At 55.4% G+C, this 15,289-nt stretch carries 12 protein-coding genes; 7 read left to right on the top strand and 5 right to left on the bottom strand.

Annotated elements, in window-relative coordinates; genetic code table 11:
- Positions 1 to 131: 131 nt before the first annotated feature.
- Together cydB and QZ869_RS12780 are read right to left on the bottom strand one after the other, a co-directional pair.
- A complete protein-coding gene (gene cydB, locus QZ869_RS12785) occupies positions 132 to 1,136 on the bottom strand; it encodes a cytochrome d ubiquinol oxidase subunit II (RefSeq protein WP_296105216.1) in 1,005 nt (334 codons plus the stop codon).
- Positions 1,126 to 2,550 carry a cytochrome ubiquinol oxidase subunit I gene (locus tag QZ869_RS12780; RefSeq protein ID WP_296105277.1) on the bottom strand — a complete coding sequence of 475 codons (1,425 nt, stop codon included), beginning with the start codon at positions 2,548 to 2,550 and terminating at the stop codon, positions 1,126 to 1,128. Before QZ869_RS12780 ends, cydB begins: the two co-directional genes overlap by 11 nt.
- Before the next feature lie 799 nt (positions 2,551 to 3,349).
- Between QZ869_RS12780 and proV the strand changes: the two genes are divergently transcribed.
- The 4 genes from proV to QZ869_RS12760 all read left to right on the top strand — a co-directional run bounded on the left by proV (position 3,350) and on the right by QZ869_RS12760 (position 9,733).
- Entirely contained in the window at positions 3,350 to 4,582 is a 1,233-nt protein-coding gene (gene proV, locus QZ869_RS12775) for a glycine betaine/L-proline ABC transporter ATP-binding protein ProV (RefSeq protein WP_296038672.1), read from the top strand.
- Between the two features lie 36 nt (positions 4,583 to 4,618).
- Complete coding sequence (locus tag QZ869_RS12770; protein ID WP_296105276.1) at positions 4,619 to 5,509, top strand: proline/glycine betaine ABC transporter permease; 891 nt, start codon at positions 4,619 to 4,621, stop codon at positions 5,507 to 5,509.
- A 65-nt stretch (positions 5,510 to 5,574) separates the two neighbouring features.
- Positions 5,575 to 6,474, top strand: coding sequence for a glycine betaine ABC transporter substrate-binding protein (locus QZ869_RS12765; protein WP_296081649.1), 900 nt, complete (start codon positions 5,575 to 5,577; stop codon positions 6,472 to 6,474).
- A 985-nt stretch (positions 6,475 to 7,459) separates the two neighbouring features.
- The gene (locus tag QZ869_RS12760; RefSeq protein WP_296105215.1) at positions 7,460 to 9,733 is read left to right on the top strand and encodes a cation:proton antiporter; all 2,274 of its coding nucleotides are present in this window, start codon (positions 7,460 to 7,462) and stop codon (positions 9,731 to 9,733) included.
- Between the two features lie 195 nt (positions 9,734 to 9,928).
- Here QZ869_RS12760 and QZ869_RS12755 read toward each other — a convergent pair whose 3' ends face one another.
- From QZ869_RS12755 to QZ869_RS12745, 3 genes are all read right to left on the bottom strand, one after another.
- Positions 9,929 to 10,330 (bottom strand): hypothetical protein, encoded by a 402-nt coding sequence (locus QZ869_RS12755; RefSeq protein WP_296081651.1) that lies wholly within the window; start codon positions 10,328 to 10,330, stop codon positions 9,929 to 9,931.
- A 511-nt stretch (positions 10,331 to 10,841) separates the two neighbouring features.
- The gene (locus QZ869_RS12750; RefSeq protein WP_296105214.1) at positions 10,842 to 11,180 is read right to left on the bottom strand and encodes a hypothetical protein; all 339 of its coding nucleotides are present in this window, start codon (positions 11,178 to 11,180) and stop codon (positions 10,842 to 10,844) included.
- A gap of 12 nt (positions 11,181 to 11,192) precedes the next feature.
- Entirely contained in the window at positions 11,193 to 12,266 is a 1,074-nt protein-coding gene (locus tag QZ869_RS12745; RefSeq protein WP_296105275.1) for an ABC transporter ATP-binding protein, read from the bottom strand.
- Between the two features lie 100 nt (positions 12,267 to 12,366).
- On the opposite strand from QZ869_RS12745, the gene QZ869_RS12740 reads away from it, so the two are divergent.
- The 3 genes from QZ869_RS12740 to QZ869_RS12730 are packed head-to-tail and all read left to right on the top strand — an operon-like array spanning position 12,367 to position 15,249.
- On the top strand, positions 12,367 to 13,044 hold the full coding sequence (locus QZ869_RS12740; RefSeq protein WP_296101414.1) for a GntR family transcriptional regulator: 678 nt from the start codon (positions 12,367 to 12,369) through the stop codon (positions 13,042 to 13,044).
- Positions 13,041 to 14,021, top strand: a complete 981-nt coding sequence (locus tag QZ869_RS12735) for an alpha/beta hydrolase (RefSeq protein WP_296101415.1) — start codon at positions 13,041 to 13,043, stop codon at positions 14,019 to 14,021. Before QZ869_RS12740 ends, QZ869_RS12735 begins: the two co-directional genes overlap by 4 nt.
- A gap of 28 nt (positions 14,022 to 14,049) precedes the next feature.
- Positions 14,050 to 15,249 carry a sugar ABC transporter substrate-binding protein gene (locus QZ869_RS12730; RefSeq protein ID WP_296105213.1) on the top strand — a complete coding sequence of 400 codons (1,200 nt, stop codon included), beginning with the start codon at positions 14,050 to 14,052 and terminating at the stop codon, positions 15,247 to 15,249.
- Positions 15,250 to 15,289: the final 40 nt, after the last annotated feature.

Here is a 15,289-nt window from a genome sequence, read left to right as displayed (position 1 = left end):
CCTGCGGTCGTTCTTTCCCGTCTTGAGCTATTTCAGAAACCAGCGGATCAAAATTGCTATTGCGGCGAGCGTCCCGACGCCGGCCAGCCACAGGACAATGAACCACATTGTCTTTCGAAGGCCATCGCTCATCAATGATATCCTTCCTCCGGGTCGATTTTGCCGCGAAAGACCCAATACGCATAAGCCGTGTAGGCGAGAATCATGGGGAGGAGTACCACGGCGCCCACGAGGAGAAACATCAGTGAACTCTCCGGAGCCGCGGCCTCCCTGATCGTGAGGACGCCGGGGATAATATAGGGATAAAAACTGATCCCAAGTCCGGCGAAGCTCAACACGAAGACGCCGAGCGCTGCCAAGAACGGTTGCAGGTGCTTCCCACTGTTAAGGCCGTTCCAGAGCAAGAAAGCGCAACCAGCTAGCAGCAGCGGTACTAATGACGAGAAGAACGCGGTTGGCCAGCCAAACCACCGTTCGAAGTAAATCCGATTGATGAACGGTGTCCAGAGAGAAACGATCCCGATCAGCGCCAAGAGCGCGACGCTCAGAGGACGCGCGAGCAGTGCCGAGCGTGCCTGGATATCGCCGGAGGTTTTCAGGTTGAGCCACGTTACGCCAAGCAGCGCGTAGCCTGTGAGAACGGCGACGCCTGTCAGGATCGAAAAGGGCGTCAGCCAGTCCCACCAGCCGCCCGCATACTGCCTGCCATCAACTGCGATGCCCTGTACCAAGGCGCCAAGGGAGATGCCCTGCATGAGGGCCGCGATCGAGGATCCTATCCAGAAGCCGAAATCCCAAAGATGGGATTCGTCGTGAGTTCGCCAACGAAACTCGAATGCGACTCCTCTGAAGATAAGGCTGACCAGCATCAATATGATCGGCATATAGAGTGCTGGCATGATGATGGCGTAGGCGAGCGGGAACACGGCCATGAGGCCACCACCACCCAGCACCAACCATGTCTCATTGCCGTCCCAGACCGGAGCGATCGAATTCGTCATGACGTCGCGGTCGCGACGCTTTCGGAAGAATGGGAAGACGATCCCGATCCCGAGGTCGAAACCGTCCAGCACAACATAGGCAAGCACGGCGAAGGCAATGATCCCCGCCCATACAAAGGAAAGATCAATGTCCATGGCGGCCTCCAGGCTGATGGTCCTGCGTTACGCCGGGCACAATACCAGCGGTTCGGATTGGGCCGGCGTCGAGCTCCTGATCCATATCGAGCGGGGTCGGTGGCCGCCGCATAAGCTTCAGCAGGTAGTAGACCCCGACGCCGAAGACCACGAAATAGACGCCGATGAAAATGAGCAGGGAGGTCCCGACCGCGGGTGCGGAAACCGGTGACAGACTGTCGACAGTTCGCAGATGTCCATAGACCGTCCAAGGCTGGCGACCGACCTCGGTCGTGTACCAGCCAGCAAGCACGGCCATAAAACCAGAACCTCCCATGGGCACAGCGATGCGATGGAGCCACGGCGTGCTATACAGCCTACCCTTCCATCGAGCCCAGAGCGACCACAGCCCAACGCCGAGCATAAGGAAGCCGAGGCCGACCATGACGCGGAAGGTTATGAATGGCATGAGTGCAGGAGGGCGCTGATCGCGGGGCCATTCCTTCAGGCCTTTGATCTCGCCGTTAAGTTCGTGGGTCAGGATCAGCGAGCCGAGCTTCGGAATCTCGATTGCATAGCGGGTGGTCTCTGCCTCGTCGTCCGGTATGCCGAAAAGGACGAGAGGGGCACCTTCCTTATGTGTCTCGTAATGTCCTTCCATTGCTGCGATCTTCGCGGGCTGGTGTTCGAGTGTATTCAGACCGTGGAGGTCACCAACGAAAATCTGAACGGGTGTGACGATTGCCGCCATCCACATCGCCATCGAGAACATGATGCGAGCCTGGCGGTTCGTATTGTCCTTCAGCAGGTGCCAAGCGCCGACCGCGCCTACGGCGAAAGCGGTGGTTAGGAAGGCCGCCAGCACGGTATGGGTCATTCTGTAGGGGAAGGAGGGGTTGAAGATAATATTCCACCAGTTTTCGGGCACAAAGACGCCGTTAGAATCGATGCTAAAACCTGCGGGCGTGTGCATCCAACTGTTGGCTGACGTGATCCACGTAGCGGAGATCAGCGTGCCTAAAGCGACCATGGCGACGGACACCATATGTGCTGAGTCCCCGACGCGCTTGCGACCGAAAAGCGCGATACCGAGGAAGCCCGCTTCAAGGAAAAACGCCGTCAAGACCTCGTAACCCATCAGCGGTCCGATGACCGGTCCGGCCTTGTCTGAAAACGCGGACCAATTCGTCCCGAACTGATAGCTCATCACGATTCCGGACACGACACCCATCGCGAAGGTGACTGCGAAGATGGTCTTCCAGTACTCGAAGAGCTTCAGGTAGGCTTCGTCACGCTTCCACAGCCATAACGCGTTGAGAACGGCCAAGTAGCTCGCCGTGCCTATCGAGAAGGCAGGAAAGAGAAAATGGAAGGATACGGTGAACGCGAACTGTATCCGCGCCAGCATGTCCGCTTGTAGGCCGAGGAAGGTCATGGTAACTCCATCATGGAAACTCTCGAACTTTGCAACGCGGCCCCATGTTCCGGGCGGGCACTGCAGTTTCACAGAGTCGATGGCGAGCATCTTAAGCTCATGTCAAATGAGCCCAACCCCCCATAGTGTCGCGTGACGCAATGTCACGTCTAGAGGGGGCACAGAAAAGGTCCACCCACGGAAATACATTGCCCGTTCCCCGAGCTTGTACAAGAACCTATAAGGCCTCGTGTGTGGATATGACCTTTGGTGACATCCGGTATTTATAGAAGAGCCGTGGGCGTCATTACCGAGCTTCGTCCAAGCAGTACCAGTTGGGCCAATGCCACTCTAAGTCATTTTCCGCTTTCTTTATTCTGTGGTGCGATGTCGTAAATAGACGTATTCCCACTTCCCGCGTTAGCCCTCAAATCTCGCGACCCGTTGGTTGCTATCAAGAGGGTTTTTGTCAGTCTGACGAGACTGGTGCTGCTGCCAAAGGACCTCTCAAACGCTCGCGAAAACTCACTTCGCGAAAAATATTTAGGGTTTTTTTATGGACATTGAAAAAAAATTATCTTATGTAGCGCCTATCAGTGAGTTTGATGCTCACTATCCCGCGTCTTTATCGGACCAAATCGTGCGTGTGCGAAGTCGTCATCACGAATTTGGATCCGCGTTTTTGAAGCTTGTGCTAGCGGTGATGTCGCAAACGAGCTTTTATCCTGTCGATATCCCGCGTCTTAAGCGCTGAGGGTGTCAGGTGCAATTGCGGTAAGAAGGAGAGCGCCCCTGCTCTATGCTGGGCTGAATAAAATATATGAATTCTCAAACTGAAAATGACGCACTGGCTCCGCCGGTTACGACCAAAATCAGTCTCAATAACGTCTACAAGATCTTCGGTGAGGATACCGACAAGGCGCTGGATATGGTTCGCGCCGGGAAGACGAAATCTGAAATCCATTCTTCAACCGGATGCTCGGTCGGAGTCAACAAGGCAAGCTTTGACATTCAAGCCGGCGAAATTTTCGTCATCATGGGCCTCTCAGGCTCGGGCAAATCCACCCTCCTACGCCTGCTCAACCGACTGATCGAGCCCACAGCGGGTTCAATCAAGATCGACGGCCAGGATATCACGAAGATGTCCCGCCGCGACCTAATAGAGGTGCGTAGGCGCGATATCAGCATGGTATTCCAGTCCTTTGCTCTTCTGCCCAACCGCACCGTTATCAACAATGCCGCTTTCGGGCTTGAGGTTGCCGGTATGGGGGAAGACGAACGTAAAGCAAAGGCGCTTCTGGCGCTGGAGGCTGTTGGTCTCGCCGGTTACGCAGACAGCATGCCCGATCAGCTGTCAGGTGGAATGAAGCAGCGCGTCGGCTTGGCTCGCGCACTTGCCAGTGAACCCACAATTCTGCTCATGGACGAAGCATTTTCCGCTCTCGATCCTCTAATCCGTACGGAAATGCAGGATGAGCTGGTCCGCCTTCAGGCCGAACACAGCCGAACCATCGTTTTTGTCAGTCACGATCTCGACGAAGCCATGCGCATCGGTGACCGGATATGCATCATGCAGAACGGCGATGTCGTTCAGGTCGGCACGCCGGACGAAATCGTCATGAACCCGGCAAACGACTACGTCCGCTCCTTCTTTAGGAACGTTGACGTGAGTCACGTCTTCAAAGCTGGCGACGTCGCTCGAAAAACACAGGTGACGATCATCGAGCGACAAGGTGTAACCGCTGCCGCAGCACTCGAGCGAATGAAGACATTCGATCGCGAATATGCGATCATTCTGGGGCGCGACAAAACCTATCATGGCGTTGTCAGCCAAACCACGCTCGTCGAGAATATGCGTTCTGGACATTCGGATCCCTATAGAGCGGCGTTTCTATCCGAGATCGAACCGATCCCGGCTGACGAGCCATTGTCGAACGTACTGGGACGCGTAGCGGCGAGCCCATGGCCAGTTCCCGTTGTCGACAACTCCAGGCGCTACCTCGGCTCTATCAGTAAATCGACACTGCTTGAAACGCTCGACCGCGCGAGCTGATTTCAGCATTTCCCCCAACCGGCCAACAACCGGAGTCTGACTATGAATTTCGATATAGGGGACGGCGTCGATGCCGTCGTCAATTACATTCTGGACAATTTTTCACCCCTCTTGGATTTCGTCGCCACTCTGATCGGGTTCGTGACCAGTACCATCCAGGACACGCTCACTGCCATTCCCATGCCAGTGGGCATTCTCATCTTCGTCATCCTGTCATTTTGGCGGGTCGGCGCAGTTTTTGGTGTCTTGGCTGGACTTGCGCTCTGGCTCGTTGACCACATGGGTCTTTGGACCGCGATGATGGAGACTCTATCACTCGTCATAGCTTCAACGCTGATGGCTATGATCATCGGTCTTCCGCTTGGGATCGCCATGGCGCGGAAGGATTCGGTTGCTGCGATCATCCGACCGGTCCTCGACCTGATGCAAACCATGCCTGCATTCGTCTATCTTATTCCTGCGGCGATGTTTTTCGGACTTGGTGCAGTACCCGGCGCTATCGCAACTGTCATATTCGCTATGCCGCCGGTGGTCCGCCTCACCAATCTAGGCATTCGCCAGGTGCATGTAGAGTTCATAGAAGCTGGAAACGCATTTGGCTGCACGCCCTCGCAGTTGCTCTTCAAGGTCCAACTGCCGAACGCCATGCCCTCCATTATGGCGGGCATCAACCAGACGATCATGCTGTCGCTTTCCATGGTTGTCATTGCATCCATGATTGGCGCAGGCGGTATTGGGAACACGGTTCTCACCGGCATACAGCGCCTGGACGTGGGCACCGGTTTTGAGGGCGGTCTTGCTGTCGTGATTCTCGCGGTGATCCTCGATCGCCTGACACAAAGCCTTGGAAAGCCTCAAGCTGCCTTTTGGTCGGGGCTTTTCAACAGAAAGAGCGAGCGCAAACACTTGTCTCCGGCAACTGTCTGAGCACCGCGCCGCCCAACGATGCGGATGCTGAATCCGCAAATTCAAACCTCCCAAAAGGAGAACATATGTTCAAGACACTTTCCTCGACCCGCAGGGCTGCACTTGGTGGCGCCATTGGCTTTGCTGCCGCTGTGCTTTTTGGCTCAGCAACGCCAACGATGGCTGAAGATGCGAAAACTGTGAAGCTTGGCTTTGCCCCGTGGTCCGACGCTGAGTTCGTCACCAAACTCGCCGCCAAGCTGATCAAGGAGAAGCTCGGCCAGGATGTGGAACTCGTTCAGACGGATGTCGCGCCGCTTTACCAAGGCGTCAGCCGAGGCGATATCGATGCAATGATGATGGCGTGGTTGCCGGCAACTCACGCGGATTACTTCGCAAAGGTGAAAGACAAGGTAGAGACGCTCGGCACGGTCTATGACGGCGCGAAGCTCGGTTGGGTCGTGCCTGCCTATATTCCTGAAGCAGAGATTTCTTCGATCGAGGACCTGAAGAAGCCTGAGGTTCAGAAGAAGTTGTCTGGCACGATACAGGGCATCGATCCGGGTGCTGGTTTGACCCGCCTTTCGCAACAGGCGGTCAAGGATTATGCGCTCGACCAGTACAAGCTGCAAATCTCCAGCGAAGCGGGCATGCTAACGACAGTTGACCGCGCGATGCGAGGTGAAAAGTGGTTCGTCGCTACGTCCTGGAGCCCGCACTGGATGTTTGGAAAGTACAAGCTCCGCTATCTTACTGATCCGAAAGAATCCTTGGGTCAGGCCGAGCATGTCGATATCCTTGCATCGAAGAAATTCAGGCAAGAAAACCCCAAGGCTGCCGACTTTCTTTCGCGCATGAAGGTGCCGCTTAACGACCTGGAAGCGGCGATGTTCACAGCCCAAGAGACGTCTTACGACGCAGCTATCGAAAAATACATCAAGGACCATCCAGATCAGGTGAAGGCCTGGGTTGGGGAACAGAGCTGATGCAATCCGGCCTTCTCGTAAGATATTCGAGGAGGCCGGATCATTTTCGGGGGCAGGGATGGCACTAGAAACCAATCATAGAGCGCTCACCGAAACTGACACGCTCGGGGGACGCATCTCATTGGCGCGAGATGCATCTATGCTCTCTATCGATAATGCTGCGAAGATGGTTGGGGTGGAAAGCGACGTTTGGAGCGCTTGGGAGAATGATCGAAGCGAGCCGGGCTGCGAGTACCTTGAGCCGATCGCCGCTTCTCTCGAGGTCAGCGAAGCATGGCTTTCTACAGGCATCGGTGTCGGGCCGCGATGGCCAGATGATGAGACGTTGTTCTAAAATCTGTCCAGGTGGATTTGGACGCTTGAAGTGCTGTGGACGGCCTGCTCATCGCCTCTGACGAATTCGATCAGACCGTCGGCCGCGTTGTCAGAATCCTTTGGCAGCCATTGTTTTCACGGATCGCCTTGCGCGAAATCGCGTTGCTTACCTTCAAATCGAGCTCTGTTGCTCAGTCTGGGTATTTGTCCGCTTCGAAGATGTTGTTGCAGGATAAGCTAGACGCGTGCTTGGCTACACATGGCGCCCCTCGATCCAGACACTCGCTAGTGTTCTAGATATTCGGGACTGGAGCCGCTTGCTACGATGTCGCTGGACACGATCATGTCCGGCTTTGTGCCGACCATTTAGCACAACCTATCATTCGAGCCCTCGAGGAAGCATCTTTACGGGGTGCAAGGTTTCTGAGCGAATAGGTAGGGAGTACAAGAAGTCACTAAGCAGCATCGCTTGCCTGTTCTGTTTGCGAACAGGCTGCGGGAAAGCTGACGAAAACGGATAGGGTGTTTATTACGTCATAGCCATTAGAGACGACTTTGGGGCTGCTTGGATAGCCGGATCGAATAAGGTCATAGGCGCCGTCAGTCTTCTCTACGGAACATTGGCATGGCTTGCCCGTTTTATCGCCAGAAATGTACGGGGCCTCCATCGATGAAAATCAGAGTGAACTCTGTCCGGCTTAGCCTTTGGGCCTTGCCGACAGTCGGGATGTTAGTGACGTGCGGCGCCGCCTTTGCCGCCGATGGAAAATCCCCCGGCCCCTCAGAGGCCTTATTTCTAATCCAGATCATTGTACTTGTGGTCGTCGGGAGATTGCTCGGCGAGGCTATGGTGCGCATTGGGCAGCCGTCTATCATGGGCCAGATCATCGGCGGTGTCTTGCTAGGTCCTTCAGTATTTGGCCTTGTGTTTCCCGAAGCCCAGTCGACGCTGTTTCCGGATGGCGAGGCGCAAAAGGCGATGGCAGACGCCGTTGCTCAACTCGGTATTTTGTTCTTGCTTCTGCTCGCAGGTATGGAAACGGATCTTGGTCTGGCGTTGCGGCTGCGTCGTGCGGCGGCTGGAGTTTCGCTCTCTGGGATCGTGGTGCCTTTTGCACTCGGTTTTGCTTTGGGGGAGGTCATCCCCGCAAGTCTGTTGCCTGATCCCGACGCGCGATTGGTCACGTCGCTCTTTCTTGGAACCGCACTGTCGATCTCTTCGGTGAAGATTGTGGCGTCTGTGGTGCGGGAGATGGACTTCATGCGCCGTAATGTCGGTCAGTTGATTGTCGCTTCTGCTATTATCGATGACACGATCGGCTGGGTTATCATCGCTGTGACCTTCAGCCTGGCCACGAGTGGCGTTGTTGATGTTGCAATCCTCGCAAAGAGCGTCATTGGCACGATCGCGTTCATGGCCTTCAGCTTCACGATCGGACGGCGCATCGTTTTTGAGATCATTCGATGGGTCAACGATACCTTCAAGAGTGACCTGCCAGTGTTGAGTGCGATTATCGCCATTATGGGTGGCATGGCGATAATCACCAATTTGATCGGTGTTCACACTGTCTTGGGCGCGTTTGTCGCGGGCATTCTCGTCGGTCAATCCCCAATCCTGACACGCCAGATCGAAGGACAGCTACGTGGATTGACGACCGCGCTGTTCATGCCGGTCTTCTTTGGTCTGACGGGTCTGAATACTGATCTCGGCCTCTTGGCTGACCCATCTATATTGCTTCTGGCGGTAGGACTGATCCTGATCGCCAGTCTTGGAAAATTCGGTGGTGCCTTTGTCGGTGCTAAAATGGGTGGGTTCTCCAATCCAGAAGCTATCGCGCTTGGGTGCGGAATGAATGCCCGGGGATCAACTGAAGTTATTGTAGCTTCCATAGGGCTATCGGTCGGCGTGCTCGACGAACGTCTGTTTTCCGTGATTGTTGCTATGGCAGTCGTAACGACGATGGCTATGCCACCCACCTTGCGGTGGGCATTGGCGCGGTTACCGATGCGGGAAGATGAGGAGGATCGCCTGCGGCTTGAATCCTTCGAGGAAAAAAGCTTCCTGTCCAATTTCGAGCGTATCCTGCTTGCGGTCGACCATTCAGCCAGCAGCGATCTTGCTGCCCGCATCGCTGGACATTTCGCTGCCGTGCGCAAGATGCCAATTACCGTTCTGGATGTCTTGGACGAACCCGGCGATGGTCGAGCTGACGAATTGGCGGGACGTATGCCGGACAGTCGCGCGAAAGAGGTCGGCGAGCGCGTGCAGAGCACTGCTGATGCGGCCATGCAAATGGACGACGTCAAGCAAGCTTCGGCCGATGGCGAGGTCCATGTTACGATCCGAGCAAAGGACGGGGAACTGGACGACATCCTGTCGGAGACTGCGGACAAAGGCCATGACATGATGTTCGTGGGCGTTGAGCCGAGCACTGCCGAGGGCGGTGGGTACGGTGGTCGACACACAACGATGGTGGATGCATTCGGCGGGACGACAGCGATTGTTTCGGCTCGAGGACATCTTCCAGAAGCGGATACTCAACTGCGTATACTTGTACCTGTCAGCGGGACAGAGCGTTCGCTGAACGCAGTAGAGTTTGCATTTGTCATCGCAAAGGCTACCGGCGGATCGATCGCTGCAGTGTATTTCAAGGATCCTGCACAGGCAGCGTCTCTGTCGAGAGTGAGCGACACGAGTGGTGTCCAGCAATCGGCGTTCGAGCAACTTGACCGAATTGCAGAGTTCTACGGTCTGCCGTTGGAGAAGGTCACGTCGCAGCAAGCTTCACCGGAGCTGGCCATACTCAAGCATGCTCGAAGAGGCCGCTTTAATCTGATCATTTTGGGGGTCAACAGGCGGGCAGGCGCTGACCTTTCCTACGGCACTGTTGCTGACACGCTTTTGGAAACCGCCGACCGCTCGGTCGTCTTTGTCGAAATTTGATGGCCCTATTCCTAGGAACAGAAATCGCTCAAAATGTCACTCCTTGCGCGATAAGGGAGATCGTCCCCGCCCGTCCTAACACGGGACGCTGATCAGAATGCGCGACAGAGGGGTACGAAGCTCGTCAGGCGGACATCCTTGCTTGCGTGACAGATGCGAGCCGCTGTGTCGCTTTCTGCTGTCTAGAGAGGGAAATTATTGAAAGCTTGTCGGTGAGCGGTAGCTGAAACTCGGATTGTCAGACCCCAACTCGAAGACTGCGCCTGTGAAAAAATTCGGTGTTCCGTCCACGTCTTTGATACACCGGCCGAACGCGCCGAGCCTTAATAGGCCTGATCGTCTTGTGACCCTGAAGGATATTGTGCCGAATAATCCATCAAGAATGGAGGCATGGGTCCGCTCGGCGACAATTTCTCTATCCTCTTGCAGGATTTTGGACAAAAGGGTCTCGATGTCGATTCCAGCAGCAAGTTTGTCTGGATCAAACCCGTAGAGATAAGAGTAGTACTCATCGCCAACAAGGCTGTTTCGAGACAGATCCCACGTGTACATACCGAGCTTCGCACCATTCAATTGAAGCCACATATCGTTTGCCAACTCTGCCCCCAACGGTAGTCGTTACAGTTTTTTACAATATACTAGAACACTATTCGCACACTACACTCTTTCGACACATGGATTGCGCAAGGATCTGATAACAAGAATGCCTGCAGGCGGACACAGGGCAGTTGCTGGTGTCGCTGGGTAGTTGAAGTCAAATCATTCCTGCGTCACTGACGGCGAGGTTACATTCGAGCTGAAGAATTCCTGCCTGCTGGCGAAGCTCTGGCTCTGCAAGCGTAGACTTTTCGCCGGTAGTTCGAAAACGCTTTTTGGGCTCCTCACAAACCACGCGACTTTCTCTTCGATGGAGGCAGCCGTCATTGCTTCAACCGGCGTCAACGTAGCGTCGGCCAGCCGTTTCCTAGCCGGCGGTACATCTCTTGTATCGATCCTTGCGCCGATCTCCATTCTTTCGAGAATTTCCTGACGTGCCTGCTCAGCAGCGACCAGAGCTTTGACGACGCGGCACGATGCTCGCGTGTTGCGAAGAACGAGCTGCGAGCCTTTAAGGGGCTTCGCGTCCCATGTAGGTCGATAGCTCGATGACAGACAAATTACATCGAGCCCTGAGGAAGGCTTTCACTTCCGCGGCAAACACGATTTCCGTCAGCCTCTCTCCCGTCATCGCCAAGACAAGCTCGGTTATCTGACGCTGCAGTTCGGCAACCCGTTTTACCGCGAGTGAAAGCGCCTGCGCCTTTAGTCCGATGTCTGCCAATGGAGTTGCCCCATTCTTGAGACGTCCATAAGACATCGGACCCTTCACGGCCGGTGAAGCGATCGCTAAAATGCGAACGCCGGTGAACGTTCTGAGGACGACGGTAAGCTCGGTATGTGGCTCCATCGGTTAGCGCTCTCACACCGGATTTATCCTGCGGCCCGTCTTAGGATCAAAAAGATGAAGACTTTCGGTGCGCACTCGGAAATGTAACGTCTCACCAACATTCACGTCACTCGTTCGAGGGAACTCCGCGCAGAGCATCTTCGAATGACCGATCTCCACGTAGCCATACGTCTGACTGCCCAAGCGTTCTGCAACTACTAACTCTCCGGTTACCCAGGCGTCTTCCTCAGAACACTGTATAAGGTCTTCAGGCCGAATGCCGACCACGATCTGACCGTCGATCCTGCCGTAACCAACCGCATCATCTAGGTGGATCGACTTGTTGAGTAAAGTGAGCAGGCCACGAGCAAGGCTCGCAGGAAGGGTATTCATAGTCGGGCTGCCGATAAAGCGGGCGACAAACAAGCTTGCTGGTCTGTGATACAAATCCAGAGGTTTGCCGATTTGCTCGATAACGCCAGCATTCATCACAACGATGCGGTCCGCTAATGTCATCGCCTCCACTTGATCGTGCGTAACGTAAATGGTGGTCGCCTTCATGCGATGATGGAGCTTAGCAATCTCAAGCCGCATCTCGACACGGAGCGCTGCGTCAAGATTGGACAATGGCTCGTCAAAAAGAAACGCGGCAGGTTCCCGGACAATTGCTCGACCCATAGCGACGCGTTGGCGCTGACCACCGGAAAGCTGCGCAGGGCGGCGGTCCAAATAGTCTGTGATCTTGAGGATATCAGCCGCGTGAGAAACACGGTGACCGATTTCCTCGTCTTTGCTGCCACGCATCTTCAGACCGAAAGACATATTGTCTCTCACGCTCATGTGTGGATAAAGCGCGTAGTCCTGGAAAACCATTGCGATGTTGCGTTCTGCAGGCGGCAGACGATTTACTGCCCTTCCTTCAATGTGCAACTCCCCACCGGAAATCTCCTCCAGTCCGGCAATCATTCGAAGAAGGGTGGATTTTCCGCATCCGGACGGGCCAACCAAGACGAGAAATTCGCCGCTTTCAATATCAATATCGATGTCGTGAATGACTTTTAGACTGCCGTAAGACTTCTGGATTTCCTTCAGCGCAATTTCGGCCACGTTTTCCTCCCTGGTCGCAACTTCGTGCTTGACGATCATTATCGATGTCAATATCGATAATGATAAGTTCATCGATACGCAACAGCGCAGGCACATTCGGATGGCATATTTTCCACCCAGGCAAACCGCGACGAAATCCCTCAAATCCAGCGCAGCGTTTGACACGCTGAAACGGGACATCATGCTTGGCGTGCTTGAACCGGGAACGGGATTGACCGAACTCGATCTTGCGACGCACTTTCAATGCAGTCAGGGCACTGTGCGCGAAGCCTTGTTGCAGTTGCAGGAAGAGGGCCTTGTGCTTCGAAAGGGTCGTCGGGGCACGCAGGTTTCCGAGTGTACCGCTGACGAGGCAATCGAAATGTTTCGGCTGCGGCAGCAGATCGAGGGTAGCGGCATTGCCAGGATGATGCGCGCTCCGAGCCGAACCCTGGTCAAAGACCTTGAGGACCTGTTGAGCAAAATGTTGGATGCCGCGGACGCTGCCGACGAACTGGAGCTTGCAGCTGTCGACCGTGATTTTCATCGTCGTATCTTCGAGGATGCCAATCTGCCCGCCCTCGATCCCATTCTTCATCGCTGCCTGGTTCATAATCATCGGTTCAAGATTTCGCGTAGCCCGATGTCGCGCGACTTGAAGGCAACCGCACTGCGTCACCGCAGCATCATCGAGTCTATCGAAAGCGGTGACGCGCGGCGCGCAGCCGCTTCCATGCATCACCACATTGCAACGATCGTCGATTTTGGTCCTGAGGTATTTCCGGAGAGCGTTCAGTGAGCGCCGCCCAGGTGCTATCGGGTGCGTTGTCGGCAGAGACCGCTGCTTTGATGGCAAAGACGCTGGCGGAGCTTGGCCCGTTACCAGACCCAACGACGTTGGCGGCTAGAGAGGGAAGGGCCCAGGCGGCGTTCGCGAGCGCGCGTTGCAATGTCGATCTGCCGCCGATGCAGAGCGTCTCGGAAGTCTGGGTCGATGAAGATCAAGAACTTGGTGCCGCCCGCTGTCGCTTGAAAATTCTGGTGCCGAAAGGTGCTGGGCGCGGAGCAATCCTGTTCGTACATGGCGGAGGCTTCGCATTCGGTTCTCCGGAGACGCACGAGCGCTGTGCACGAGTCCTTGCGATTGAAAGCGGGATGCCTGTGGTGTTGCCGGACTACCGGCTTGCGCCCGAATGTCCGTTTCCTGCAGGTCTGAAGGACGTGGTATCGGCACTCCGTCACGTCTTTAGCACAACATCTGCTTTCGGAGTTTGCCGTGGCCCTTTGCTAGTAGCTGGCGACTCCGCGGGTGCCAATCTCGCATTGGCAGCCATGCTGCACGAAGAGCAGGATGGACGGCCACTCCCAGACGGTGGGCTGCTGTTCTACGGGAACTATGCGTGTTCATTCGAGACGGCCTCCTACATGCGCTTCAGCGAAGGGCCCGGACTGACGCGTGGCAAGATGCAGCGTTATTGGGGCTTCTATGCCGGGGGGGAGAAGATCGAAGCTGACCCTTTGGCATGTCCGCTCGTCGCAACCGATCTGCAACTGTCATCGCTGCCGCCTCTTCATTTGATGGCCGCGGAGGTTGACCCTCTTCTGTCGGACACGCTGGCTCTCAGCGAGCGTCTTCAATCGCTTGGTCGCAGCGATGAGTTGTTGATCATCCCGGGCGTGATTCACGGCTTTTTGCAGAACACATCCGAGCTGTCTGCCGCGCGGGAGGCGTTGGCGGCAGCGGGCAGTGCAGCTAGGCGACTAACCAGCCGCTGAAAACAAAACAAACCTGGAGGAGGAAGGCATGAAATTTCTGAAAGCAATGGCGCTCGGCGCTGCACTGGCGGCGTCGGCGGCGCTATCCCAGGCAAAGGCGGAAACGGTCCGCTTTTGGTATCATTTCGACAATCCAGCCAACCCGATGGCTGAGCTGGTCAAAAAGTTTGAAGCAGCCAATCCGGGTATTACAATTCAGGCCGAGAATGTCCCGTGGAACAGCTATTACGATAATCTATACACGTCGCTTGTTGGCGGTAACGCACCTGATGCCGCGATGGTGAAGCTTTTCGCTCAACCGCGTCTCGTCGAAATGGGCGCGCTTGAGCCGATCGGCGACAAGATCGATGCCTGGAAAGGCAAAGCCGATCTCCTCGATAACGTACTCGAACTGAACAAGGGGCCGGACGGCACTCAATATTATCTGCCTATCCAGTATGTTGTTCTTTATCTATATTATCGGAGCGATCTCTTTCAGGCGGCAGGTCTGCAGCCACCCAAGACCTGCGAAGATTTCAGAAACGCCGCTATCAAGCTGACAAAGGCACCTGACACCTATGGATTTGGCCTGCGCGGTGGCAAGGGAGGCTGGGATCAGTGGGGCGCGTTTGTCTTTTCTCAGGGAGCAGAACTGAAGCCAGGCGGCATGATCAAGCCCGAGGCGATTGCGGCCAATCAGTGGGTGATCGACCTCTTCCAGAAGGACAAGGTAATTCCGCCATCCGCCCCCAATGATGGGTTCCAGGAAATCATTGCAGCTTTCAAATCGGGCAAAACGGCGATGACGATCCACCACATCGGTTCATCGAAGGATCTCGTTGCTGCGCTGGGCGATAAGGTATCCGCGGTGCCCGTTCCGAAGTGTGGCAACGGTCAGTGGACGTCCTATGGCGACGAGTCTCTTGCGATCTTCTCCAGTTCCTCAGTCAAGGACGCAGCCTGGAAGTGGATTTCATTTCTCGCAGAGGGTGAGAACAACGTCGCTTTCAATAGCGCCACTGGCCAGATGACCGTGACCAAGAGCGGTTCGGCGAATTGGAAGCTTCACGAGCGCCGCTTCGTTGATGCGACGGTCCAATCGCTGCCGTTTGCGAAGGTACTGCCCCAAACCTCGAATGTTTCCGAATTCGTCAATAGCGCGTGGCAGACGAATATGCAGCAGGCGCTGACGGGGCAGGTAACCTCTCAGCAGATGATGGAGCAGCTGCAGGCGCTTTTCGCTGAGTAGTAGCCGCCACGTCCTTGCCCCGACAACTGTGTCGGGGCTT

Source organism: uncultured Agrobacterium sp. (assembly GCF_913777885.1).
Lineage (GTDB): Bacteria > Pseudomonadota > Alphaproteobacteria > Rhizobiales > Rhizobiaceae > Agrobacterium.
The sequence above is the reverse complement of the archived record's forward strand: the minus strand, read 5'-3'. Positions and strand labels throughout refer to the sequence as shown.